19 protein-coding genes are annotated in these 21198 nt (G+C 64.8%); 15 read left to right on the top strand and 4 right to left on the bottom strand.

What is annotated here, in order from left to right; genetic code table 11:
• Positions 1-52: 52 nt before the first annotated feature.
• Complete coding sequence (locus QXZ85_RS02335) at positions 53-2470, bottom strand: phosphoketolase family protein (protein WP_315706721.1); 2418 nt, start codon at positions 2468-2470, stop codon at positions 53-55.
• Between the two features lie 200 nt (positions 2471-2670).
• Here QXZ85_RS02335 and QXZ85_RS02330 point away from each other — a divergent pair, with 200 nt between their 5' ends.
• The 4 genes from QXZ85_RS02330 to QXZ85_RS02315 all read left to right on the top strand — a co-directional run bounded on the left by QXZ85_RS02330 (position 2671) and on the right by QXZ85_RS02315 (position 6906).
• Complete coding sequence (locus QXZ85_RS02330; protein WP_315765250.1) at positions 2671-3843, top strand: PA0069 family radical SAM protein; 1173 nt, start codon at positions 2671-2673, stop codon at positions 3841-3843.
• A 26-nt stretch (positions 3844-3869) separates the two neighbouring features.
• Positions 3870-4325, top strand: a complete 456-nt coding sequence (locus tag QXZ85_RS02325; protein WP_315706719.1) for a VOC family protein — start codon at positions 3870-3872, stop codon at positions 4323-4325.
• A gap of 73 nt (positions 4326-4398) precedes the next feature.
• Entirely contained in the window at positions 4399-5226 is an 828-nt protein-coding gene (locus QXZ85_RS02320) for a ribonuclease HII (protein ID WP_315765246.1), read from the top strand.
• 171 nt (positions 5227-5397) lie between these two features.
• Positions 5398-6906: a glycosyltransferase family 39 protein gene (locus QXZ85_RS02315; RefSeq protein ID WP_316166845.1), complete on the top strand. Its 1509-nt coding sequence runs from the start codon at positions 5398-5400 to the stop codon at positions 6904-6906.
• A gap of 25 nt (positions 6907-6931) precedes the next feature.
• On the opposite strand, the gene QXZ85_RS02310 is transcribed toward QXZ85_RS02315, so the two are convergent.
• On the bottom strand, positions 6932-7750 hold the full coding sequence (locus tag QXZ85_RS02310; RefSeq protein ID WP_315765242.1) for a uracil-DNA glycosylase: 819 nt from the start codon (positions 7748-7750) through the stop codon (positions 6932-6934).
• Between the two features lie 153 nt (positions 7751-7903).
• On the opposite strand from QXZ85_RS02310, the gene QXZ85_RS02305 reads away from it, so the two are divergent.
• From QXZ85_RS02305 to QXZ85_RS02295, 3 genes are all read left to right on the top strand, one after another.
• Positions 7904-9562 carry an electron transfer flavoprotein-ubiquinone oxidoreductase gene (locus tag QXZ85_RS02305; RefSeq protein ID WP_315706715.1) on the top strand — a complete coding sequence of 553 codons (1659 nt, stop codon included), beginning with the start codon at positions 7904-7906 and terminating at the stop codon, positions 9560-9562.
• Positions 9563-9797: 235 nt separating this feature from the next.
• The gene (locus tag QXZ85_RS02300) at positions 9798-11609 is read left to right on the top strand and encodes a tetratricopeptide repeat protein (protein WP_315728403.1); all 1812 of its coding nucleotides are present in this window, start codon (positions 9798-9800) and stop codon (positions 11607-11609) included.
• A gap of 27 nt (positions 11610-11636) precedes the next feature.
• Positions 11637-12548, top strand: coding sequence for a 4-(cytidine 5'-diphospho)-2-C-methyl-D-erythritol kinase (locus QXZ85_RS02295; RefSeq protein WP_316173466.1), 912 nt, complete (start codon positions 11637-11639; stop codon positions 12546-12548).
• 97 nt (positions 12549-12645) lie between these two features.
• On the opposite strand, the gene QXZ85_RS02290 is transcribed toward QXZ85_RS02295, so the two are convergent.
• Positions 12646-13656 (bottom strand): polyprenyl synthetase family protein, encoded by a 1011-nt coding sequence (locus QXZ85_RS02290; protein WP_315706712.1) that lies wholly within the window; start codon positions 13654-13656, stop codon positions 12646-12648.
• Between the two features lie 174 nt (positions 13657-13830).
• Here QXZ85_RS02290 and QXZ85_RS02285 point away from each other — a divergent pair, with 174 nt between their 5' ends.
• The 8 genes from QXZ85_RS02285 (at position 13831) to QXZ85_RS02250 (ending at position 20588) form a co-directional block, all read left to right on the top strand.
• Positions 13831-14058 carry a DUF2007 domain-containing protein gene (locus QXZ85_RS02285; protein WP_315706711.1) on the top strand — a complete coding sequence of 76 codons (228 nt, stop codon included), beginning with the start codon at positions 13831-13833 and terminating at the stop codon, positions 14056-14058.
• Complete coding sequence (locus tag QXZ85_RS02280) at positions 14051-14833, top strand: tRNA1(Val) (adenine(37)-N6)-methyltransferase (RefSeq protein WP_316173468.1); 783 nt, start codon at positions 14051-14053, stop codon at positions 14831-14833. Before QXZ85_RS02285 ends, QXZ85_RS02280 begins: the two co-directional genes overlap by 8 nt.
• 219 nt (positions 14834-15052) lie before the next feature.
• Entirely contained in the window at positions 15053-15964 is a 912-nt protein-coding gene (locus QXZ85_RS02275) for a S49 family peptidase (protein WP_409977541.1), read from the top strand.
• Between the two features lie 111 nt (positions 15965-16075).
• The gene (locus QXZ85_RS02270) at positions 16076-16267 is read left to right on the top strand and encodes a hypothetical protein (RefSeq protein WP_315706709.1); all 192 of its coding nucleotides are present in this window, start codon (positions 16076-16078) and stop codon (positions 16265-16267) included.
• 131 nt (positions 16268-16398) lie between these two features.
• Positions 16399-17358, top strand: a complete 960-nt coding sequence (locus tag QXZ85_RS02265; RefSeq protein WP_316166853.1) for a glycine--tRNA ligase subunit alpha — start codon at positions 16399-16401, stop codon at positions 17356-17358.
• A gap of 79 nt (positions 17359-17437) precedes the next feature.
• Entirely contained in the window at positions 17438-17884 is a 447-nt protein-coding gene (locus tag QXZ85_RS02260; RefSeq protein WP_316166855.1) for an endonuclease domain-containing protein, read from the top strand.
• The gene (gene glyS, locus QXZ85_RS02255; protein WP_315706707.1) at positions 17884-19989 is read left to right on the top strand and encodes a glycine--tRNA ligase subunit beta; all 2106 of its coding nucleotides are present in this window, start codon (positions 17884-17886) and stop codon (positions 19987-19989) included. The genes QXZ85_RS02260 and glyS overlap by 1 nt, the downstream gene beginning before the upstream one ends.
• 2 nt (positions 19990-19991) lie before the next feature.
• A complete protein-coding gene (locus QXZ85_RS02250) occupies positions 19992-20588 on the top strand; it encodes a class I SAM-dependent methyltransferase (protein ID WP_315741679.1) in 597 nt (198 codons plus the stop codon).
• Positions 20589-20787: 199 nt separating this feature from the next.
• Here QXZ85_RS02250 and QXZ85_RS02245 read toward each other — a convergent pair whose 3' ends face one another.
• The gene (locus QXZ85_RS02245) at positions 20788-21123 is read right to left on the bottom strand and encodes a DUF1236 domain-containing protein (RefSeq protein WP_315741678.1); all 336 of its coding nucleotides are present in this window, start codon (positions 21121-21123) and stop codon (positions 20788-20790) included.
• Positions 21124-21198 lie beyond the last annotated feature (75 nt).

Raw genomic sequence — 21198 nt, 5'->3', positions numbered from 1 at the left:
GGCTGTTGCGCTAGATCATTCATCCAGCCGTCACATTGGCGCGCCCCGCCGATCAATCTCCTGCTTCCTGCGGCGTGAGACCGCCGGCACTGTTCGGCCACACCCAGTCGCGGATCTCCGGCATGTCCTCGCCGTGCTGGCGGATGTAGCGGGCGTGCTCGATCAGGGCGTCCCGGAACTTTTGCTTCACATGGGCGGCCGAGATGCAGAGCCCCGGCACGCGCTCGATCGCTTCGATCGCAAGATGAAAGCGGTCGAGCTCGTTCAGCACCACCATGTCGAACGGCGTGGTCGTGGTGCCCTCTTCGATGAAGCCGCGCACGTGCATGCCGTCATGGTTGGTGCGGTTGTAGGTCAGCCGGTGAATGAGATGCGGATAGCCATGATAGGCGAAGATCACCGGCCTATCGATCGTGAACATGCTGTCGAAATCGCGGTCGCTGAGGCCATGCGGATGCTGGTCCTTCGGCTGCAGCGTCATCAGATCGACGACATTGACGACGCGGATGTTCAAATTCGGCAGCGCCTTGCGCAAGAGGTCGACAGCGGCGAGCGTCTCCAACGTAGGGATGTCGCCGGCGCAGGCCATCACGACGTCGGGCTCCTGGTCGGCGGGCCCGGTGCCGGCCCACGGCCAGATGCCGATGCCGGCTTCGCAATGCGTGGCGGCTTCCTTCATGGTCAGCCATTGCGGCGATGGCTGCTTGCCGGCGACGATCACGTTGATGCGGTCATAGGTGCGCAAGCAGTGGTCGGCGATCCATAGCAGCGTATTCGCATCCGGCGGGAAGTAGGTGCGGACGATGTCGGCCTTCTTGTTGGAGACGAGATCGATGAAACCGGGGTCCTGATGGCTGAAGCCGTTATGGTCCTGGCGCCAGACATGCGAGGTCAGGAGGTAGTTCAGCGATGCGATCGGCCGCCGCCAGGGCAGGGCGCGCGAGACCTTCAGCCACTTGGCATGCTGGTTGAACATGGAATCCACGATGTGGATGAAGGCCTCGTAGCAGGAGAACAAGCCGTGGCGGCCGGTGAGCAGATAGCCTTCGAGCCAGCCCTGGCAGAGATGCTCGCTCAACACTTCCATGACGCGGCCATCATGGGCGAGGTGCACGTCGTAAGGCTCGATCCCTTCCATCCAGACCCGGTCGGTGGCGTCGAACACCGCATCGAGCCGGTTGGACGCGGTCTCGTCGGGACCCATGATGCGGAAGTTTCTGTTGTCCGCATTCAGCTTGACGACCTCACGCAGGAACTTGCCGAGCTCGCGAGTGGCCTCGGCGATGACGGCGCCGGGTGAGGACACCTCCACCGCGAAGGCGTGATAGTCCGGCAGTTTCAGCTCGCGCTTGAGGAGTCCGCCATTGGCGTGCGGATTGGCGCCCATCCGGCGCGGACCATGCGGTGCCAACGCCTGCAGCTCCGGCATCAGTCGGCCGTCGCCGTCGAACAGCTTCTCCGGCTCATAGCTCTTCATCCAGGATTCGAGCAAAGCGAGGTGCTCGGGTTTGCCGCGGGGATTGGCGATCGGCACCTGATGCGCGCGCCAGAAGCCCTCGACCTTCAGGCCATCGACCTCCTTTGGCCCGGTCCAGCCCTTGGGGCTACGCAGCACGATCATGGGCCATTTGGGCCGGCGCACATTCGCATCCTGCTGGCGAGCGCTCTGCTGGATCGAGCGAATGCTCGCGAGTGCGACATCGAGCGCGTCGGCCATCGCGCGGTGCATGGCTTCCGGTTCATCGCCCTCGACGAATAATGGCTCGTAGCCATAACCCTCGAATAGCTGCCGGACCTCGGTATCGCTCATGCGGCCGAGCACGGTCGGATTGGCGATCTTGTAGCCGTTGAGATGCAGGATCGGCAGCACCGCGCCGTCATGTGCGGGGTTCAGGAATTTGTTGGAGTGCCAGGAGGTGGCCAACGGCCCGGTCTCGGCCTCGCCATCGCCGACCACGCAGGCGACGATCAGGTCGGGATTGTCGAAGGCTGCGCCATAGGCATGCACCAGCGCGTAGCCGAGCTCGCCGCCCTCGTGGATCGACCCCGGCGTCTCCGGCGCCGCGTGGCTCGGGATGCCGCCGGGGAAGGAGAACTGCCGGAACAGCTTGCGCATGCCGTCCACGTCGCGCGTGATGTCCGGGTAGATCTCGCTGTAGGTGCCTTCCAGATAGGTGTTCGCCACCATGCCCGGGCCGCCATGGCCTGGGCCGCAGATATAGATCACGTCGACGTCCTGCGCGCGGATCGCCCGGTTCAGATGCGCATAGATGAAGTTCAGTCCCGGCGTGGTGCCCCAATGACCGAGCAGCCGCGGCTTGATGTGGTCAGGACGCAGAGGTTCGCGCAGCAGCGGATTGTCGAGCAGGTAGATCTGCCCCACCGAAAGATAGTTGGCCGCACGCCAGTAGCGATCGAGCAGCTCCAGATCGCTGGCCAGCTTGTTCTGCTCTGTGGGGGTGATTTGCATGGGACCTCGCTGACCCGTTCCGTTCAAGGTAGGCGCACGGAAAGAGTGACGGCGAACCCGGCTCGTTCCATCCGGTCGGTAGGATAGAACGGGATTGTGATGGCGAGCTTGCGCTGGCGCAGACCTCGACCATTGGCATTCTTGTTCTTTGTTTGTGCTTTTGTTCTTGCTTTGTTCGTAATGTCTGCTATCTCTTGGCCATGAGCCGAGCATCTTCACATGCCCTCAAGCACCCGCCGGTCAAGGCGCCCTCCGAGCCGGCGGGTGCACCTCCAAGTTCTGCTGATTTTCCCGAGCTCGCTGTCGCCATCGACCAGGGCCGGCGACGCGGCCGGGGTGCACAATCCAACGCCAGCGGCCGCTATGAGGCTGAGGCGCGGGTCGCCTTCGACGACGGCTGGCAGAGTCTGGAGGAGTTACCGCCCTTCAAGACTACGGTCGCGACCGACACCTCACGCAAGGTTATCACCCGCAACGATTCGCCCGATATCGGGTTCGATCGCTCGATCAATCCCTATCGGGGCTGCGAGCATGGCTGCGTCTATTGTTTTGCCCGGCCGACCCATGCCTTTCTCGGCCTGTCGCCGGGGCTCGATTTCGAGTCCAAGCTGTTCGCCAAGCCGGACGCGCCGGCGCTGTTGGAGAAGGAGCTTTCCGCGCCGGGCTACGAACCTCGGATGATCGCGATCGGCACCAATACCGATCCATATCAGCCGATCGAGCGCGAGCGGAAGATCATGCGCGGCATCCTCGAGGTGCTGGAGCGGGTTGGCCATCCCGTCGGGATCGTGACCAAGTCGGCGCTAGTTGTGCGTGACGCCGACATCCTGGCGCGGATGGCCAAGAAGAACCTCGCCAAGGTGGCGATTTCAGTGACGACGCTCGACCCGAAGCTGGCGCGAACCATGGAGCCGCGCGCTTCGACGCCGTCGAAACGGCTGGAGGCGCTGCAGGCCTTGTCCAAGGCCGGCATCCCCACCACGGCGATGGTCGCACCGGTGATCCCTGCGCTCAACGACAGTGAGATCGAGCGCATTCTCGATGCGGCCGCCCATGCCGGCGTCAAGGAAGCCGCCTATGTTTTGCTTCGGCTGCCGCTTGAGGTGCGCGACCTGTTCCGGGAATGGCTGCTCGAGCATTACCCGGACCGCTATCGCCACGTCTTCACTCTGATCCGGGATATGCGCGGTGGCCGCGATTACGACTCGCAATGGGGCACCCGGATGAAGGGTACCGGACCGATGGCCTGGATGATCGGGCGCCGCTTCGAGATTGCCTGTGAAAGATTGGGGCTGAACAAGCGCCGGTCGAAGCTCACCACCGACCATTTCGTTCGCCCGAAGGGGGGCGGACAGCAGCTCAGCCTGTTCTAGGAAACGTCAGTTGCAGGGAGAGTACAATGAGCGCAGGCCTGTTGCCATCGACGCCGCGGCTCACCGTCATCACGCTGGGCGTCGCTGACATGCGCGCCAGCATTTCGTTTTACGAGGCGCTGGGTTTTGCCCGAAAATTTCGGGCAACCGGCGAGGCGGTGGCGTTCTTCGACACAGGCAGCAGCGTGCTCGGACTCTATCCCTGGGACGATCTCGCGCGGGAGGCGGGTCTGTCGGGGAAATCCCGTCCGGAGACGTTTCGTGGCCTGACATTGGCGTGGAATTGCAGGTCGATCGAGGAGGTCGATCGAGCCTTGCAGCTCGCGTTGTCAATCGGAGCCACGCTGCTGAAGCCAGCGCAGAGCACCGATTATGGCGGTTACGCCGGGTATTTTGCCGATCCCGACGGGCATGTTTGGGAGGTGGTCGTCGCGCCCGGAATCGAGGTCGGTCCGGACCAACGGGTCCATCTTCCAGATTAGAGGCGGAGGATAGCGGGAATTTCGGCCGAGTTCCCGGTTGCGTGATTCGGCCGGCTTAAGCACGATCCCGGTCATGATTCGGGATCCAGCCAAAAAGCCTGCCAAGCCTGCGAAAGCCGGGAAGGGCGCCGCCAGGACCGCCGCTAAGACCGCATCCAAGGCGGGCGACGTCGCGTTGGCGAAGCCCGCCAAAGGCGTCATTGCGGTGGCGCTGCCGAGCTTTCGTCGCGAGCGCGCGTTGCTGAAGCAGGGGATCTGGCCGGTCGCCGGCTGCGACGAGGCCGGACGGGGGCCGCTCGCAGGTCCGGTCGTTGCTGCGGCCGTGGTGCTCGACCCCAAGCGGATCCCCAAGGGCCTGGACGATTCGAAGCGGCTCACGGCCGAGCAGCGCGAGGTGCTGTTCGAGAAGATCTGCAAGACCTCAGCCTTTGCGGTGGCCTTCGCCTCACCTCAGCGGATCGATCGCGACAACATCCTGCGGGCCTCGCTGTGGGCGCTCTCGCGCGCCGTCGGTGCGCTGCCGGAGCCGCCGAAGCATGTTTTCGTGGACGGTCGTGACAAGATCGAGGTCGACTGCAATTGCGAGGCTGTGATCGGCGGCGATGGCCTGGTGATGTCGATCGCGGCCGCGTCCATCGTCGCCAAGGTGACCCGCGACCGGCTGATGTGCGCGCTGGCGCAGGATTGTCCGGGTTATGGCTTCGAGCAGCACAAGGGCTACGCCGTCCCGGAGCATTTGGCCGCGCTCGACCGCCTCGGACCCTCGGTCCATCATCGCAGCCTGTTCGCGCCGGTAGTGGCCGCGCGCCGGAAACACCAGCCTTGGACGGTGATGCCCGAGCCTGACCTGTTTGCCGAGACGGCAGTGGTCACATCGGCGGAAGTTGCAGTTGGCTTGTAATGCCGATTGCCTCAGCGGGGCCGCGGTCTTAATAATTTTGGCGTCCAACCAGCACCAAGCGTCACTCCTCGCTACGGGCCGCCGCCCACCTCGGCCTCGCGGTTTCGACCGCCAGATCGACCTAGACGGCTCCAAGTGAATGAGAGACGATCGCCAGCGATCCAGCCTCCCATGCGTTTCACATCCCTGGTCGTCGAACTGATTCGCGCCCGGCCGCGGCTGGTCGTGGTGATCGTGCTGTTGTGCCAGGCGCTGTTGTGGCTGGCGGTCGCGGTCTTGTTCTACCGCAGCCCTCCCGGCAATCTCGCGACGGTCCTCGCCTTCGGCCGGGAATATCAGGTCGGCACCGATCTCGGGCCGCCGCTGTCGTTCTGGCTGGCCGATATCGCCTATCGGCTGGTGGGTAATCACATGATCGGCGTGTACCTGTTGGCGGCGCTCTCGTCGGCGGTGACCTTGTGGGCCGTCTTTGCGCTCGGACGCGCGATCGTTGGAAGCCAGCACGCCGTGCTCGCAGTCCTTCTGACGATGACGGTGACCGCGTTCGGTGCGCCGACACTGGATTTCGGCCCAGACGTTCTCACCCGCCCGCTCTGGGCGCTGCTGCTGCTGCATACTTGGCAGATCCTGGGACAGAACCGGCGCAATGCCTGGTTCGCCTGGTCGATCGAGGCCGGATTGTTGCTGCTGACGACCTCGGCGGCCTTCGGCTTGCTGTTGTTGATCGTCGGCTTTGTCGTGTCCAGCGCGCGAGGGCGGCGCATCCTGAGATCGTTCGATCCCCTGTTTGCTCTGCTGGTCGTGCTGGTCCTGGCGCTGCCTTACCTGATCTTCGTCGTTCGCGCCGATACCGTCACCTGGCCCGCATTGCCTGTGCTGGCCGAACTCGGCGAACGCGCAGTGCTGTGGCTTTGGCTGCTTGGCGGCCTCCTGCTCGCCATGGCGGCGATCTGGCTGCTGGTTGTTCTCAATGCGAGCTGGGTCAGCGGCGATGAGACCGATGCGCCGATCATCTATCGGCCTGCGCTCGTGCCGCTTGCACGGGACTTCGTCTATTGCTTTGCGCTCGCGCCTCCGCTCACCTTCAGCCTGCTGTCGGGCCTGTTCGGCCGTGACACGGTGATCACCGGTCCCGGCGTCGCCCTGTTGATGTCGGGACTGGCCGTCGTGGTTGCGTCTGGCGAGGTGATCCGCCTGCACCGACAGCGGCTGTTGCGCGCGGTATGGGCCGCCGCAATCGCCGCACCGGCGGTGCTCGTGGTCGGTACGACCCTGGTGCTGCCCTGGACCGGCGGCAGCGAGCTTCGGACGGCGATGCCGAGACGGCAGATCGCGCAGTTCTTCGTCGAGAGTTTCACTCGCCGTACCAATCAGCCTTTGCGCGTGGTCGCCGGCGATCCCGAACTTGCGGGCCTGATCGCGCTCGGCCACGGCCGGCCGCATCTGTTCCTGGATGCGACGCCGCAGCGGACGCCGTGGGAGAGCTTCGCCAAGTTCAATGAGACCGGGGGCATCGTCGTCTGGCGCGCTGCAGACACGGTCGGCACGCCGCCCCCCGAGATCGCGCAACGTTTCCCCGGCATCGTGCCGGAGGTGCCGCGCTCTTTCGATTGGCTGATCAACGGCCGTCAGCCGTTATTGCGGATCGGCTGGGCGATCGTGCGCCCGAAGGGGAAGTAGACGAGGAACGCGGGGGGGCGCGGCCTTAAATCGCCAGCACCTTCTCGATGGCGCGCAGATCCTGCCAGGACAATCGCTTATAGGACGGCGAGCGCAACAGATAGGCGGGGTGGAAGGTCGCGATCGCGCGGATTACCCGCTTGCCGGTGTCATATTCGATCCAACGCCCGCGCGTGCGCATGATGCCCTCGCGGGTGCCGAGAATGGCCTGCGTCGAGGGATTGCCGAGCGTGACCAGCACGTCAGGGTCGACCAGTTCGATCTGGCGCTTGATGAAGGGCAGGCAGATCTGCGTCTCCTGCGGCGTCGGCGTCCGGTTGCCCGGTGGCCGCCAGGGGATGACATTGGCGATGTAGACCTTGGTGCGGTCGAGCCCGATGGCGCCGATCATGCGGTCCAGGAGCTTGCCGGAACGCCCGACAAAGGGCAGCCCCTCGATGTCCTCGTCGCGGCCCGGCGCCTCGCCGACGAACATGATGCGGGCCTGCGGGTTGCCGTCGGCGAAGACCAAACGCGTCGCGGTGTTCTTCAGCGCACAGCCGTCGAAGGTTTCGAGCAGGGCGCGGAGTGCCTCCAGGGTCGGGGCGGTGCGCGCCGCTTCCCGCGCCGAGGCGATCGCGGCATCCGGCGGAGGTGGCGGTTCGCCGCGCGGCGGAATAACCGCGGGCGCTGCGCGGAAGGGTTGCGGCGGCGGCGCGTCGCGGGCTACAGGAGCGCTGGCCACGGGCGCAGGCTCGGGCTCGGCCAGCCGGTTGACCGGCGCGTCGTCCAGCGCGCAGTCGACGCCGGCCTCCGAATAGAAGGCGAGCAGTTGCCTGATGTTGGGGAGGGGCTCGGGTGTCATGGGAATGGTCAGTCGAGGCCAGCATACGCCGCATCCGCCCCTGACGGAATGCATTTCCGTGGTTGTCCTTCCCGGAAAAATCGGAAACAAGAGGGCGAATACCCCTTAAACCCAGGGAAGAAACGCTCGCAAAAGGGCTGAGACCGAAAAAACATGAGCATCGAAGAATTACCTCCGCGCGAATCCATGGAGTTCGACGTCGTCATCGTCGGCGCAGGCCCCTCGGGGCTCTCGGCCGCGATCCGGCTCAAGCAGATCAATGCCGACCTCAACATCGTCGTCGTTGAGAAAGGCTCCGAGGTCGGCGCGCACATCCTGTCCGGTGCCGTCATCGATCCGACCGCGCTCGACAAGCTCATTCCGGATTGGCGCACGGACGATGACTGTCCGCTGAAGACCCAGGTCAAGGTCGACAAGTTCTTCTGGATGACCGAGAGCAGTGCGATCTCGCTGCCGGCCTTCATGATGCCGCCGCTGATGGACAATCATCATTGCTACATCGGCTCGCTCGGCAATGTCTGCCGCTGGCTTTCGCGCAAGGCCGAAGCGCTTGGGGTCGAGATCTATCCGGGCTTTGCCGCCACCGAAGTGCTCTATGATGAACACGGTGCCGTGCGCGGCATCGCCACCGGCGACATGGGCATCGCCAAGGACGGCTCGTTGAAGGCGTCCTTCACCCGCGGCATGGAACTGCTCGGCAAGTACACCCTGTTTGCCGAAGGCGCGCGCGGCAGCCTGTCCAAGCAGCTGATCGCGAAGTTTGCGCTCGACGCCAACAGCGAGCCTGCGAAATTCGGTATCGGTCTGAAGGAGGTCTGGCAGATCGATCCGGCCAAGCATCAGAAAGGCCTGATCCAGCATTCCTTCGGCTGGCCGCTCGACACCAGGACCGGCGGCGGCTCGTTCCTTTATCACTACGACGACAATCTGGTCGCGGTCGGCTTCGTCGTGCACTTGAACTACAGCGATCCCTACCTCTCGCCGTTCGAAGAGTTCCAGCGCTTCAAGACGCACCCTGCCATTCGTGCGGTGTTCGAAGGCGGCAAGCGGCTGGCCTATGGTGCCCGCGCGATCACCGAAGGCGGCTATCAGTCGGTGCCGCGGCTGTCCTTTGCCGGCGGCGTGCTGATCGGCTGCGCGGCCGGCTTCGTCAACGTGCCGCGCATCAAGGGCGTGCACAATGCGATGGGCAGCGCCATGCTCGCGGCCGAGCATGTCAGCGCCGCGATCGCGGCGGGGCGTGCCAATGACGAGTTGGGCGAATACGAGAACGCCTGGCGCGGCTCTCCGGTCGGCCAGGATCTCTACAAGGTTCGCAACGTCAAGCCGCTGTGGTCGAAGTTCGGCACCGTGATCGGCGTCGTGCTCGGCGGCCTCGACATGTGGTGCAACACGCTCGGCTTCTCGCTATTCGGCACCCAGTCGCATGGCAAGCCCGATCGCGCCACGCTCGATCCCGCCAGGGCGCACAAGCCGATTCCGGCGGCCAAGCCCGACGGCAAGCTGACCTTTGACCGCCTGTCATCGGTGTTCCTCTCCAACACCAATCATGAGGAAGACCAGCCGGTGCACCTGAAGGTGGCCGACATGGCGCTCCAGAAGAGTTCGGAACGCGACGTCTATGCCGGGCCGTCGGGCCGCTATTGCCCGGCCGGGGTTTACGAATGGGTCGAGGAGGGCGCGAGCTCGCGCTTCGTCATCAACGCCCAGAACTGCGTCCACTGTAAGACCTGCGACATCAAGGATCCGAACGGCAACATCACCTGGGTTCCGCCGGAGGGCGGCGGCGGCCCGAACTACGAGGCGATGTAATGCACGATTGCGTGAGCCGGCTGTCGAATCCCCGACCGCCGGTCACGATACGGCCATAGTAAACGCGTTTCAGGCAGCCACTTTGCCCGTCCCACGGAGGGCTGTTCGATCGAAACGCCCGGCCGTCCTTGCGGTTGGCCGCCAAACGCGGCATTGTCGGCGCTTCGGAGAGCTGCCTATTTGGGTCGTGTCCGCAACGATCTCTCGTGATTTCCACCAACCAGAGCGAACCGTGATGTCATCAACTCGTCGCAACCGCTGGACTGCCGTCGCCCTTGCCGCATTGCTGCTTCCGGTTGCAGCCGCGGCGCAGACGCCGGATCGTCCGAGCGACAGCGCCGCGCAGTTTCCGACCAGCCACGACCTGAAATCGCTCACCACCTCCGGCAGCTATCTCGCCGCGCGCCATGCCAGCGTCGAGCGCGATGCGGCCTCCGCGGCGGCCTTCTATCGCTCCGCGCTGCGCAGCGATCCGAAGAACAACGAACTGCTCGACCGCGCGTTCATCTCATCGGTCGCCGATGGCGACATCGATGAAGCGGTCAAGCTCGCCGAGCGCATCCTGACCGTCGACAAGTCCAACAAGATCGCGCGCCTCGTCGTCGGCGTGCAGGACATCAAGCAGAAGAAATACGCGGCCGCGCAGGCCAACATCAACCAGTCGGTGCGCGGTCCGATCACCGATCTCGTCGCCACGCTGCTGTCCGCCTGGGCGGCCTATGGCGCGGGCGATACCAAGACGGCGGTCGCGAATATCGACAAGCTCGCCGGTCCCGAATGGTATCCGATCTTCAAGGACCTGCATGCGGGCATGATCTATGAGCTCGCCGGCAAGGAGAAGGACGCCGGTGCGCGCTTCGAGCGCGCCTATAAGCTCGACGATTCGATGCTGCGGATCACCGAGGCCTATGCGCATTGGCTCTCGCGCAACAAGGACGCCGCTTCTGCGACCGCCATCTATGAGGCGTTTGACAAGAAGCTCGCGCGGCATCCGCTGGTGATGGAAGGTCTGCGCGAGACCAAGGCCGGCAAGAAGCTGCCACCGCTGGTGGATTCGGCGCAGGCCGGTGCGGCCGAGGCGCTCTATGGAATCGGCGCGACGCTGACCCGCCGCGGCGGCGAGGATCTCGCGCTGGTCTATCTGCAGCTCGCGCTGCATCTGCAGCCGAACCACCCGCTGGCGCTGCTGTCGCTCGCGGATCTCTACGAGACCGTGAAGAAGCCGCAGATGGCGATCAAGGTCTATGAGCGGGTGCCGGCGTCGTCGCCCTTGAAGCGCAATGCGCAGATCCAGCTTGCGACCGATCTCGACCAGGCCGACCGCAGCGACGAGGCGATCAAGATCCTGAAGGACGTGATCGCGCAGGATTCGAAGGACCTCGAAGCCATCATGGCGCTCGGCAATATCGAGCGTGGCCGCAAGAAGTTCGCCGACTGCGCCCAGACCTATTCGCTCGGCATCGACTCGCTGCCGCCGAACAACGACAAGGCCAACAGCATCTATTACTACTATCGCGGCATCTGCGAGGAGCGTTCCAAGCAGTGGCCCAAGGCTGAGGCCGATATGCGCAAGGCGCTGGAGCTGCAGCCCGATCAGCCGCATGTCCTCAACTATCTCGGCTATTCCTGGATCGACCAGGGCACCAACCTCGACGAAGGCATGAAGATGATCAAGCATGCCGTCGAGCAGCGGCCCGACGACGGCTACATCGTCGACTCGCTCGGCTGGGCCTATTACCGCCTCGGCAATTACGAGGAGGCGGTGAAGAACCTCGAGCGTGCGATCGATCTGAAGCCGGAAGATCCGACCATCAACGATCACCTCGGCGATGCCTATTGGCGTATCGGTCGCAAGCTGGAAGCCAAGTTCCAGTGGGCACATGCGCGCGACCTCAAGCCCGAGCCGGACGACCTGCCGAAGATCGAGGCCAAGATCCAGAACGGCCTGCCGGACGAGCCTACGCCGGCGGCGGCTTCCGCCGACAATAAGGACGCCGCTGTTGACAAGAAGAAGGACGACGGCAAGGAAGACGGCAAGGGCGGCTGAGAGCCGCAGCTTGGGGGCTTTCCGCCGATGCCGGCGTCCGGGACAGAGTGCAGCGCAGACTGGCTCAGCGATCAGGCGCGCGCCAAGGTCAATCTGACCTTGCGCGTGGTCGGTCGTCGTGCCGACGGCTATCATGACCTCGAAAGCATCGTGGCGTTTGCAGATTGCGCCGATCAGCTGGGTCTGGCGCCGGGCCCGGAATTGGCCCTGACCGCGGCCGGGCCGCTGGCCGCAGCCTGCGGTGAGACCTCGGACAACCTGGTGCTGAAGGCCGCGCGGCTGTTGTCGGATGCGGTTCCTGATCTGAAGTTCGGTGCGTTCACGCTGGAGAAGGTGTTGCCGGTCGCGGCCGGGATCGGCGGCGGCTCAGCTGACGCGGCGGCGGCGCTGCGGCTGCTGGCGCGGTTGAACGGTCTTGCGCTCGACGATCCCAGGCTCGTGGCGGTGGCCCTGAAGACCGGAGCCGACGTGCCGGTGTGCCTGGCATCGCAGGCCTGCGACATGACCGGTGTCGGTGAGAAGCTGCTGCCGCTCGATATTCCGGTCCTGCCGTGCGTGATGGTCAATCCGCGCGTGCCGGTGGCGACCAAGGACGTGTTCCAGGTGCTGGGGCTGAGGCCGGGAGATCTGCGGGTCGGTGTCACCGATGTGGTGACCGCGCCGGCATGGCCGGAAGCGGGGGCCTCGATAACTGATTGGGTCCATGCCCTCGAGCGGGTGCCGAATGATCTCGAGCAGCCAGCGCTCAAAGTGCAGCCCGTCATCGCCGACGTGCTGGCGACCCTCGGGACCTGCGCAGGCGCGCTGCTGGTGCGGATGTCGGGCTCGGGTGCGACCTGCTTTGCCATCTTCGGCGATGCTGCCGAAGCGCAAACCGCCGGCCGGCGGATCGGCACCGACCACCCGGAGTGGTGGGTGCATGCGGGGACGCTGAGTTAAGTAACGCTCGTCATTGCGAGAGCGCTAGCGACGAAGCAATCCAGAATCTTCAGGTCGGCTCTGGATTGCGTCGCTTCGCTCGCAATGACGGAAACTGCTAATGCGACCTCGCCAGGCAGAACGCGACTACTTGTTCCAGCGCGGTCTTCATGGGCGAGGCCGGGAATAGCGCCAGCGCATCGACCGCCATGGCGCCGTAGTGCTGGGCGCGGCTGATGGTGTCCTCCAGGGCGCGATGCTTGTTCATCAGCCCGATCGCGTGATCGAGATCGGCATCGCCGATCTCGCCGCGCTCCAGCGCGCGGATCCAGAAGGCGCGCTCGCTGTCGCTGCCACGGCGGAACGCCAGCACCACGGGCAGCGTGATCTTGCCCTCGCGGAAATCGTCGCCGATGTTCTTGCCGAGCTTTGCCGACTTGCCGCCATAGTCGAGCACGTCATCAACGAGCTGGAAGGCGATGCCGAGATTCATGCCGACCGACCGGCAGGCGGTCTGCTCGGCCTTGGGCCGGTTGGCCAGCACCGGACCGACTTCGCAGGCGGCTGCGAACAGTTCCGCGGTCTTGCCGCGGATCACGGCGAGATATTCGTCCTCGGTGGTCGCGGTGTTCTTGGCGGCCGCGAGCTGCATCACCTCGCCCTCGGCGATGGTGGCGGCCGCAGCGGAGAGAATGTCGAGCGCGCGCAGCGAGCCGACCTCGACCATCATGCGGAAGGCCTGGCCGAGCAGGAAGTCGCCGACCAGCACGCTCGCCTCGTTGCCCCACAGCATGCGCGCGGACAATTTGCCGCGGCGCATTTCGCTCTCATCGACGACGTCGTCGTGCAGCAACGTCGCGGTGTGCATGAATTCGACGGCGGCGGCGAGCTTGATGTGGCCGTCGCCGGTGTATCCGGCGAGGTTGGCCATGGCGAGCGTCAGCATCGGCCGCAGTCGCTTGCCGCCGGAGGAGATCAGATGGTTGGCGACCTCCGGGATCATCGTCACGTCCGATCCGGTCCGCGAAAGAATCGTGGCGTTGACCCGTTCCATGTCGGCGGCAACCAGCGCGACAAGCCCGTCGATCGAAGCGCTCGATGGGCTCTCGAAAGGTACAATCACCGCCACGCTGGTCTCCGCTCTTGCCAATCTAGTGTCCCGGCTCTGACATTCGTATCATGTTGCGGCGAATGCTTATACGAATGCCGGAGCCGGGACATGAGCTGCACAATAGAAACTGCGGCGCGGCGCGGCAAGGCTTGACACGGAACCTTGACCGGGCCGGACAGGGAGGCAGGACGCTTGCGGGAATTGGTTCGAACCAACGACATCGTGCTGGTTTCGGCGATCGAGGCGCTGCTGCAGGGCGCCAATATCGATCACCTGGTGCTGGACCAGAACATGAGCGTCATCGAGGGCTCGCTCGGCATCCTGCCGCGGCGAATCCTGGTGCATGAGGACGACAATGTTCAGGCCCGCCGGCTGCTGACCGAGGCTGGTCTTGCACATGAGTTGCGCCCTGATGAATGAGGCCGCCGCCTTTTCCGAGGATGCCTTTCTCGGCGGGCGGTTGCGGCTGCGCCAGCCGATTTCAGGTCATCGCGCCGGGCATGATGCGATCCTGCTCGCGGCGGCCACGGCCGTGCGCCCGGACGACCGTGTGGTCGATCTCGGCGCAGGCGTCGGCGCGGCGGGTCTTGCCGTAGCGGCGCGGGTCGGCGGGCTCGCGTTGACGCTGGTCGAGATCGATCCCGGTCTCGCAGCTCTTGCGCGCCACAATGCCGCGGCCAATGCGATTCCGGCTGATGTCGTCGTGTGCGATGTGTCGGGCGAGGCGAGCGCCCTTACCGGCGCAGGGCTGGCGCCGGACAGCGTCGATGTCGTGCTGATGAATCCGCCGTTCAATGACCCCGCCCGGCACCGGCGGTCGCCCGATTCTACACGCGCTATGGCGCACATGTCAGATTCAACAACTTTAGATGCGTGGATTCACGCGGCCCGGCGGATGTTGAAATCCGGCGGCGCGCTCACCCTGATCTGGCGGGCCGATGGGGCGGGCGAGGTGTTGGCGGCACTGTCACGCGGCTTCGGCAGCCTGGTGCTGTTGCCAGTTCATGGCGATGTGGGGAAGCCTGCGATCCGGATCCTGGTGCGCGCCATCAAGGGTGGACGCGCGCCGCTTCAGATCCTGGCTGGTATTGCGCTGAACCCATCCCCGGGCCAGCCAAACGCTGTGATCGAGGCCGCGATGGCGGGGCAGGGCACGTTGCCGCTTGCCCCCATGAATCGCAAGGCGAACGCTTGAGGTAGGCTCGGCGTTATTGCGGCAGCGTTTCCGAGCGGCGCTCGGGGACCGCGGTGAAGCGGATGGCGGTGAGGAGCGTCCCGAGCAGCAGCACCAGCAAATAAATCTTCATATGTTCCTCCGCCGCCCCTGCATCTGCTAACCACGCGATTACATCGCGCGTTCCAGCCGTTTGGATGGCAGCGGCGCGATAAAAAATGGTTAATTCGAGGTAAGTCGATGGTGGACAATTTGACCCAAGCCGACAGCACGCCCACCCTGTTCGAGCGTTGGAAGGCGATGCTGCCGGCGAGGCTCCGGGGGGCGCCTGTCGTCCCTGTCGTCCGCCTGTCGGGTGTGATCGGCGCGGTGACCCCGCTGCGGCCGGGACTGACGCTTGCCGGCGTCGCCAAGATGCTGGAGCGGGCATTCTCGATGCGCAACGCCAAGGCGGTGGCGCTCGTGATCAATTCTCCCGGCGGCTCGCCGGTGCAGTCCCGCCAGATCTACTTGCGCATCCGCCAACTCGCGGCGGAGAAGAAGCTGCCTGTGCTGGTGTTCGTCGAGGATGTCGCCGCCTCCGGCGGCTACATGATCGCCTGCGCCGGCGATGAGATCTTCTGCGATCCGTCGTCGATCCTGGGTTCGATCGGGGTGGTCGGCGGTTCGTTCGGTGTTCATGAGTTGATCAAGAAGATCGGGATCGAGCGCCGGCTCTATACGGCCGGCGAGCACAAGGCGATGCTCGATCCGTTCCTGCCTGAAAACCCGGATGACGTGGCGCGGCTGAAGAAGATCCAGCGCGAGATCCACGCGCTGTTCATCTCGCTGGTGAAGGAAAGCCGTGGCATCCGTCTGAAAGGTCCGGACGACGTGCTGTTCACCGGCGAATATTGGGCCGGCGACAGCGCCATTCAGCTCGGGCTCGCCGATGCGGTCGGCGATCTGCGCGCGACCTTGCGAACCCGGTTCGGCGAAGAGGTCGTAACGCCCGTCGTGGTGCCGCCGGGAGGTATGCTGAGCGGGCTGCTCGGCCGCCGTTCGCCGGGAGCCGGCAGTCTGGCGGGAGCGCTCGGCGGCTGGAGCGGCCTTGCCGAGGAAGTGATCTCAGCGGTCGAAACACGCGCGATTTGGGCCAGATTCGGGCTGTAAACACGCGCCATCCGCGCCATTTGGTCCCAGCGATCCCAATTGCCTGGGGAACCCGGATCGGCGAATATATCAGTGGGGGTGGCTCTCCTCACGAGGATGAAGGAACGACCGATGCCGCCGTTTGTCGCCGTTGCTGGTGTGCTGGGCGGGCTTGCCATGGTCCGCTGGGCCTATAAGACCGCACAAAGGATCAATCGGGAGCTGGAAGAGGTCCGGCTGTCGCGCATGGCGGAAACCGCGCATGCCGGCGAAATCAAGACGCTGCGCCGCGACCCCGTCACCGGCGCCTACCGGCCGGGCTGAGGCTCGCCGTAAGCCTTGCAGTAACCCTTGCAAATGGCGGCGCTAGTCGCCGCCATTGCCTTGATTCCTGGCCCACCCGCCGATACGGTCCGCGCGCTTTTCCCCGCTTTGCGCAAAGACTGATACCGACGATGGATTCGCTGCCCCTGCACATGCGCCCGGAACGCTCGTTCCAGGGCTTCATCCTGGCCCTGCAACGGTTCTGGGCCGAGCAGGGCTGCGTCATCCTGCAGCCCTACGACATGGAGATGGGGGCCGGCACCTTCCATCCCGCCACCACTCTTCGCGCGCTCGGGCCGAAGCCGTGGAATGCGGCCTATGTGCAGCCGTCACGGCGGCCGAAGGACGGCCGGTACGGCGAAAACCCGAACCGGATGCAGCATTATTACCAGTTCCAGGTGATCATGAAGCCGTCGCCGCCAAACCTTCAGGAGCTGTACCTGAAGTCGCTCGGAGCGATCGGCATCGACGCCGCCGTGCACGACATCCGCTTCGTCGAGGACGATTGGGAAAGCCCGACGCTCGGCGCCTGGGGCCTCGGCTGGGAGTGCTGGTGCGACGGCATGGAAGTGTCGCAGTTCACCTATTTCCAGCAGGTCGCCGGCTTCGAATGCGCGCCGGTCGCGGGCGAACTCACCTACGGGCTCGAGCGTCTGGCGATGTATGTGCAGGGCGTCGACCGCGTCTACGATCTCAACTTCAACGGCCGCGACGGCGACGCAAAGGTCACCTATGGCGACGTCTTCCTGCAGGCCGAGCAGGAATATTCGCGGCACAATTTCGAATATGCCGACACCGCGATGCTGTTCGAGCAGTTTCGGATGGCCGAGGACGCCTGCAAGAAATATCTCGCCGCCGGCTGGCAAGACAATTCAAAGCTGGGCAATCGCAAGGAACACCTGATGGCGCTGCCGGCCTATGACCAGTGCATCAAGGCCAGCCACGTATTCAACCTCCTGGATGCGCGCGGCGTCATCTCCGTCACCGAGCGCCAGAGCTACATCCTACGCGTCCGCGAACTCGCCAAGGCCTGCGGCGAAGCCTGGCTGCACACGGAGGCTGGCGGGGTGGGGGCATCGCACACCGGCTAATTCCGGCTCATTCAAGTATTGCTCGGTGCCGCTGCTCCCCTCCCCCTTGCGGGGAGGGGTCGGGGGTGGGGGTCCACAAATGATGGTCTATCTGATTGAATCGTTCGTGATGGATGATCGCCAACGAACATTCGCTCGGCACATGCGGGCGGAGCCGACCGAAGCCGAGCGCATGCTCTGGCTGCGGCTCCGTCATGACATCAATGTGGCCGGTTCGCACTTCCGCCGTCAGGCGGCGATCGGCCCCTTCATCGTTGATTTCGCCAGCCGCAAGGCCAGACTGGTGATCGAACTCGACGGTGGCCAGCATGACTGGCAGCAGGAGGCAGACGCGTCACGTGCGCGCCGCATCGAAGCTGCGGGCTACCGCATTCTTCGCTTTTGGAACAACGACGTCCTCGGAAATATTAACGGCGTCCTCCACGAAATTCAGCGCGCGCTGACCCCCACCCCCGCCCCCTCCCCGCAAGGGGGAGGGGAGGCGCAGCAGCGCAAGCCGCGGCGTCCTCGCAAAGAGCATCACTAATGCCCGATCTCCTTCTTGAACTGTTCTCCGAAGAAATCCCCGCGCGCATGCAGGCGAAGGCGGCCGAGGATCTGCGCCGCATGGTGACGGACAAGCTCGTCGCCGAGGGGCTCGTCTATGAGGGCGCCAAGGCGTTTGCGACGCCGCGGCGGCTGGCGCTGACCGTGCACGGCATCCCCGCGCGGCAGGCCGATCTGAAGGACGAGCGCAAGGGCCCGCGCGTCGGCGGACCTGAGGCCGCGATCCAGGGCTTTCTGAAAGCCACCGGTCTGTCCTCGATCGAGGAAGCCACCGTCCAGCGCGATCCGAAGAAGGGCGATTTCTACGTCGCGCTGATCGAGAAGCCGGGCCGCGCCACGCTCGATGTGCTCGCCGAGATGCTGCCGGTGATCGTGCGCACCTTCCCCTGGCCGAAATCGATGCGCTGGGGCAAGCGCTCGGAACGGCCCGGCGCGCTGAACTGGGTGCGGCCGCTGCACGCGATCGCCGCCACGTTCGGCCTCGAGACCGAGGAGCCCGATGTCGTCACTTTCGCGGTGGACGGCATCGAAGCCGGGCAGACGACGTTCGGCCATCGCTTCATGGCGCCTGCGCCGATCTCCGTGCGCCGCTTCGAGGATTATGAGGCCAAGCTGCTCGATGCCAAGGTCGTGCTCGATCCTGACAGGCGCAAGGACACCATCGTCACCGACGCCAAGCAGCTTGCCTTTGCGCAAGGCTACGAGCTGGTTGAAGATCCGGCGCTGCTCGACGAGGTGTCGGGCCTGGTCGAATGGCCGGTGGTGCTGATGGGCTCGTTCGATCCGGACTTCCTGTCGGTCCCCGGCGAGGTGATCCGCGCCACCATCCGCAACAACCAGAAATGCTTCGTGGTGCGTGATCCCAAGACAGGGGGCCTCGCGCCGAAATTCATCCTCACCGCCAATATCGAGGCCAGCGACGGCGGCAAGACCATCATCGCCGGCAACGAGCGCGTGATCCGCGCGCGGCTGAGCGATGCCAAGTTCTTCTACGAGACCGACCTGAAGACGCGGCTGGAAGATCGCCTGCCGAAATTCGAGCAGATCGTGTTCCACGAGAAGCTCGGCACCCAGGCCGAGCGGATCAAGCGGATCGAGCGCCTCGCCGCCGAGATCGCGCCGCTCGTTGGCGCTGACGTCGAGACAACCAAACGTGCCGCCAAGCTCGCCAAGGCCGATCTCCTGACCGAGGTCGTCGGCGAATTCCCGGAAGTGCAGGGCCTGATGGGCAAGTACTACGCGCTGGCGCAGGGCGAAGACGCATCGGTCGCCGCCGCCTGCGAGGAGCACTACAAGCCTCAGGGCCCGAACGATCGCGTGCCGACCGATCCGGTCTCGGTCGCGGTTGCGCTCGCCGACAAGCTGGACACGCTGGTGGGCTTCTGGGCGATCGACGAGAAGCCGACCGGCTCGAAGGACCCGTATGCATTGCGTCGCGCGGCGTTGGGTGTGATCAGGCTGATTACTGATAACACGCTACGATTGTCACTGCTGCAGGTCGCGAAGTCTGCACTGTCGGGGCTGCAGGGCAAAGGCACCGGCGATCCGGAAAAGCTCGCAGCCGACCTGCTCTCCTTCTTCGCCGACCGCCTCAAGGTGCAGCTGCGCGAGCAGGGCGCGCGGCATGATCTCGTCGATGCCGTCTTTGCGCTCGGTGGCCAGGACGATCTTCTGATGGTGGTCCGCCGCGTCGAGGCGCTCGGCAAGTTCCTCGATACCGATGACGGCAAGAACCTGCTCGCCGGCACCAAGCGTGCGTCCAACATCCTCGCCATCGAGGAGAAGAAGGACAAGCGCAAGTTCGAGGGCGCGCCTGATGCGTCGCTGTACAAGCTCGACGAGGAGAAGGCGCTGGCGAAGGCGATCGGCGAAGTGACCGTGGACGCGAATGCAGCGGTGGCCAGGGAAGACTTCGCCGCGGCCATGACCGCCATGGCCAAGCTGCGGCCTGCGGTCGATGCGTTCTTCGACAAGGTCAAGGTCAATGACGACGATCCAAAAATCCGCGAGAACCGCCTGAAGCTCTTGAACGAGATCCGCAGCGCGACGCGCGCCGTGGCGGATTTCTCCAAGATCGAGGGCTAACGATGGCTGATCCGCAGACGCTCGCAGCGTATGACCAGGCTGCGGCGGCGTTTGCCGCCGATTGGCATACGCAGCCGGCGCCCGAGGATCTGCAGGACATCGTCAGGCGCTTCTTCATCAAGGGCGGCCGCACCGTGGACATCGGCTGCGGCAGCGGCCGCGAGGTCGCCTGGCTCGAGGCCAATGGCTATCCGGCACAGGGCTTCGACGCTTCGGAGGGCCTGCTAGCCGAAGCTCGCGCGCGCTATCCGCAGCTGGTCTTCGATCGCAGCGAACTGCCGGAGTTGCCAGGCATTGCGGACGCCAGCTTCGAGAACGTGCTGTGCGAGACCGTGATCATGCATCTCGACCGCGCCTTGGTGGCGCCTTCGGTGCGGCGCATGTTGGCGATCGCAAGGCCCGGCGGCACCCTGTATCTGAGCTGGCGTGTCACCAAGGGCGATGATGTCCGCGACGGGCAGGGACGCCTCTACGCTGCGGTCGACGTTGCCTCGGTGCGCGCCGAGCTGTCGGCCGCCGTCCTGCTGCTCGATGAGGAGGTGGTCAGTTCGTCGTCAGGCAAGACCATCCATCGGCTGGTTGCAAGAAAGCCCGACTGAACCGCGCAGGCCTTCCGACAGGTCATCCAACGAAAGAGCCCCGCCCGGCGGGGGGAACCGGGCAGGGCCTTCACATCCGGCCACTTGCGGGGGCGTTGGCGACCGAATGCAGCTCATGAGCATGACCAGGAAAGTGGGGATTGCTTCCCGTCCTGACAAGGCCGTTCAAGCCCTTGCGCAGATCATGCTCGGTTCAAGCCTATTCGACGACTTGAATGATCCGCCGTGTGCGCGGCTCGACCAGTACGGTTTCACCGTTCACCACCGTGTAGCGGTACCGCGCTGCACCGAAGCTCGGCGGCACGTCATAATAAGTTACGCCGGTGTCCGGCAGGACGCCGCCAACAACCACGCGATCCGGAATCACATAGTTGGGAACGCGTTCGCGCACCACATATTCGCGGAACGCCGGGCGCTGTTCCACGGCAATCGCCGGCGCATCGTCGTCGACGACCACGCCGTAGGATTGCGCCTGCGCCGCCACCGGCGTCACGACCGCAGCCGTCAGGGCCGCGACGATGAGATGGTTTCGCATTGGACCGAACTCCTTGCATTTCGTGAAGCCGGCACGCGGCCGGCACACGCTTCCCAATGCAGCTCTCCGCGCATC

Origin of the sequence: Bradyrhizobium sp. SZCCHNGR1005, from assembly GCF_032489995.1 — a bacterium.
GTDB lineage: Bacteria > Pseudomonadota > Alphaproteobacteria > Rhizobiales > Xanthobacteraceae > Bradyrhizobium.
The sequence above is the reverse complement of the archived record's forward strand: the minus strand, read 5'-3'. Positions and strand labels throughout refer to the sequence as shown.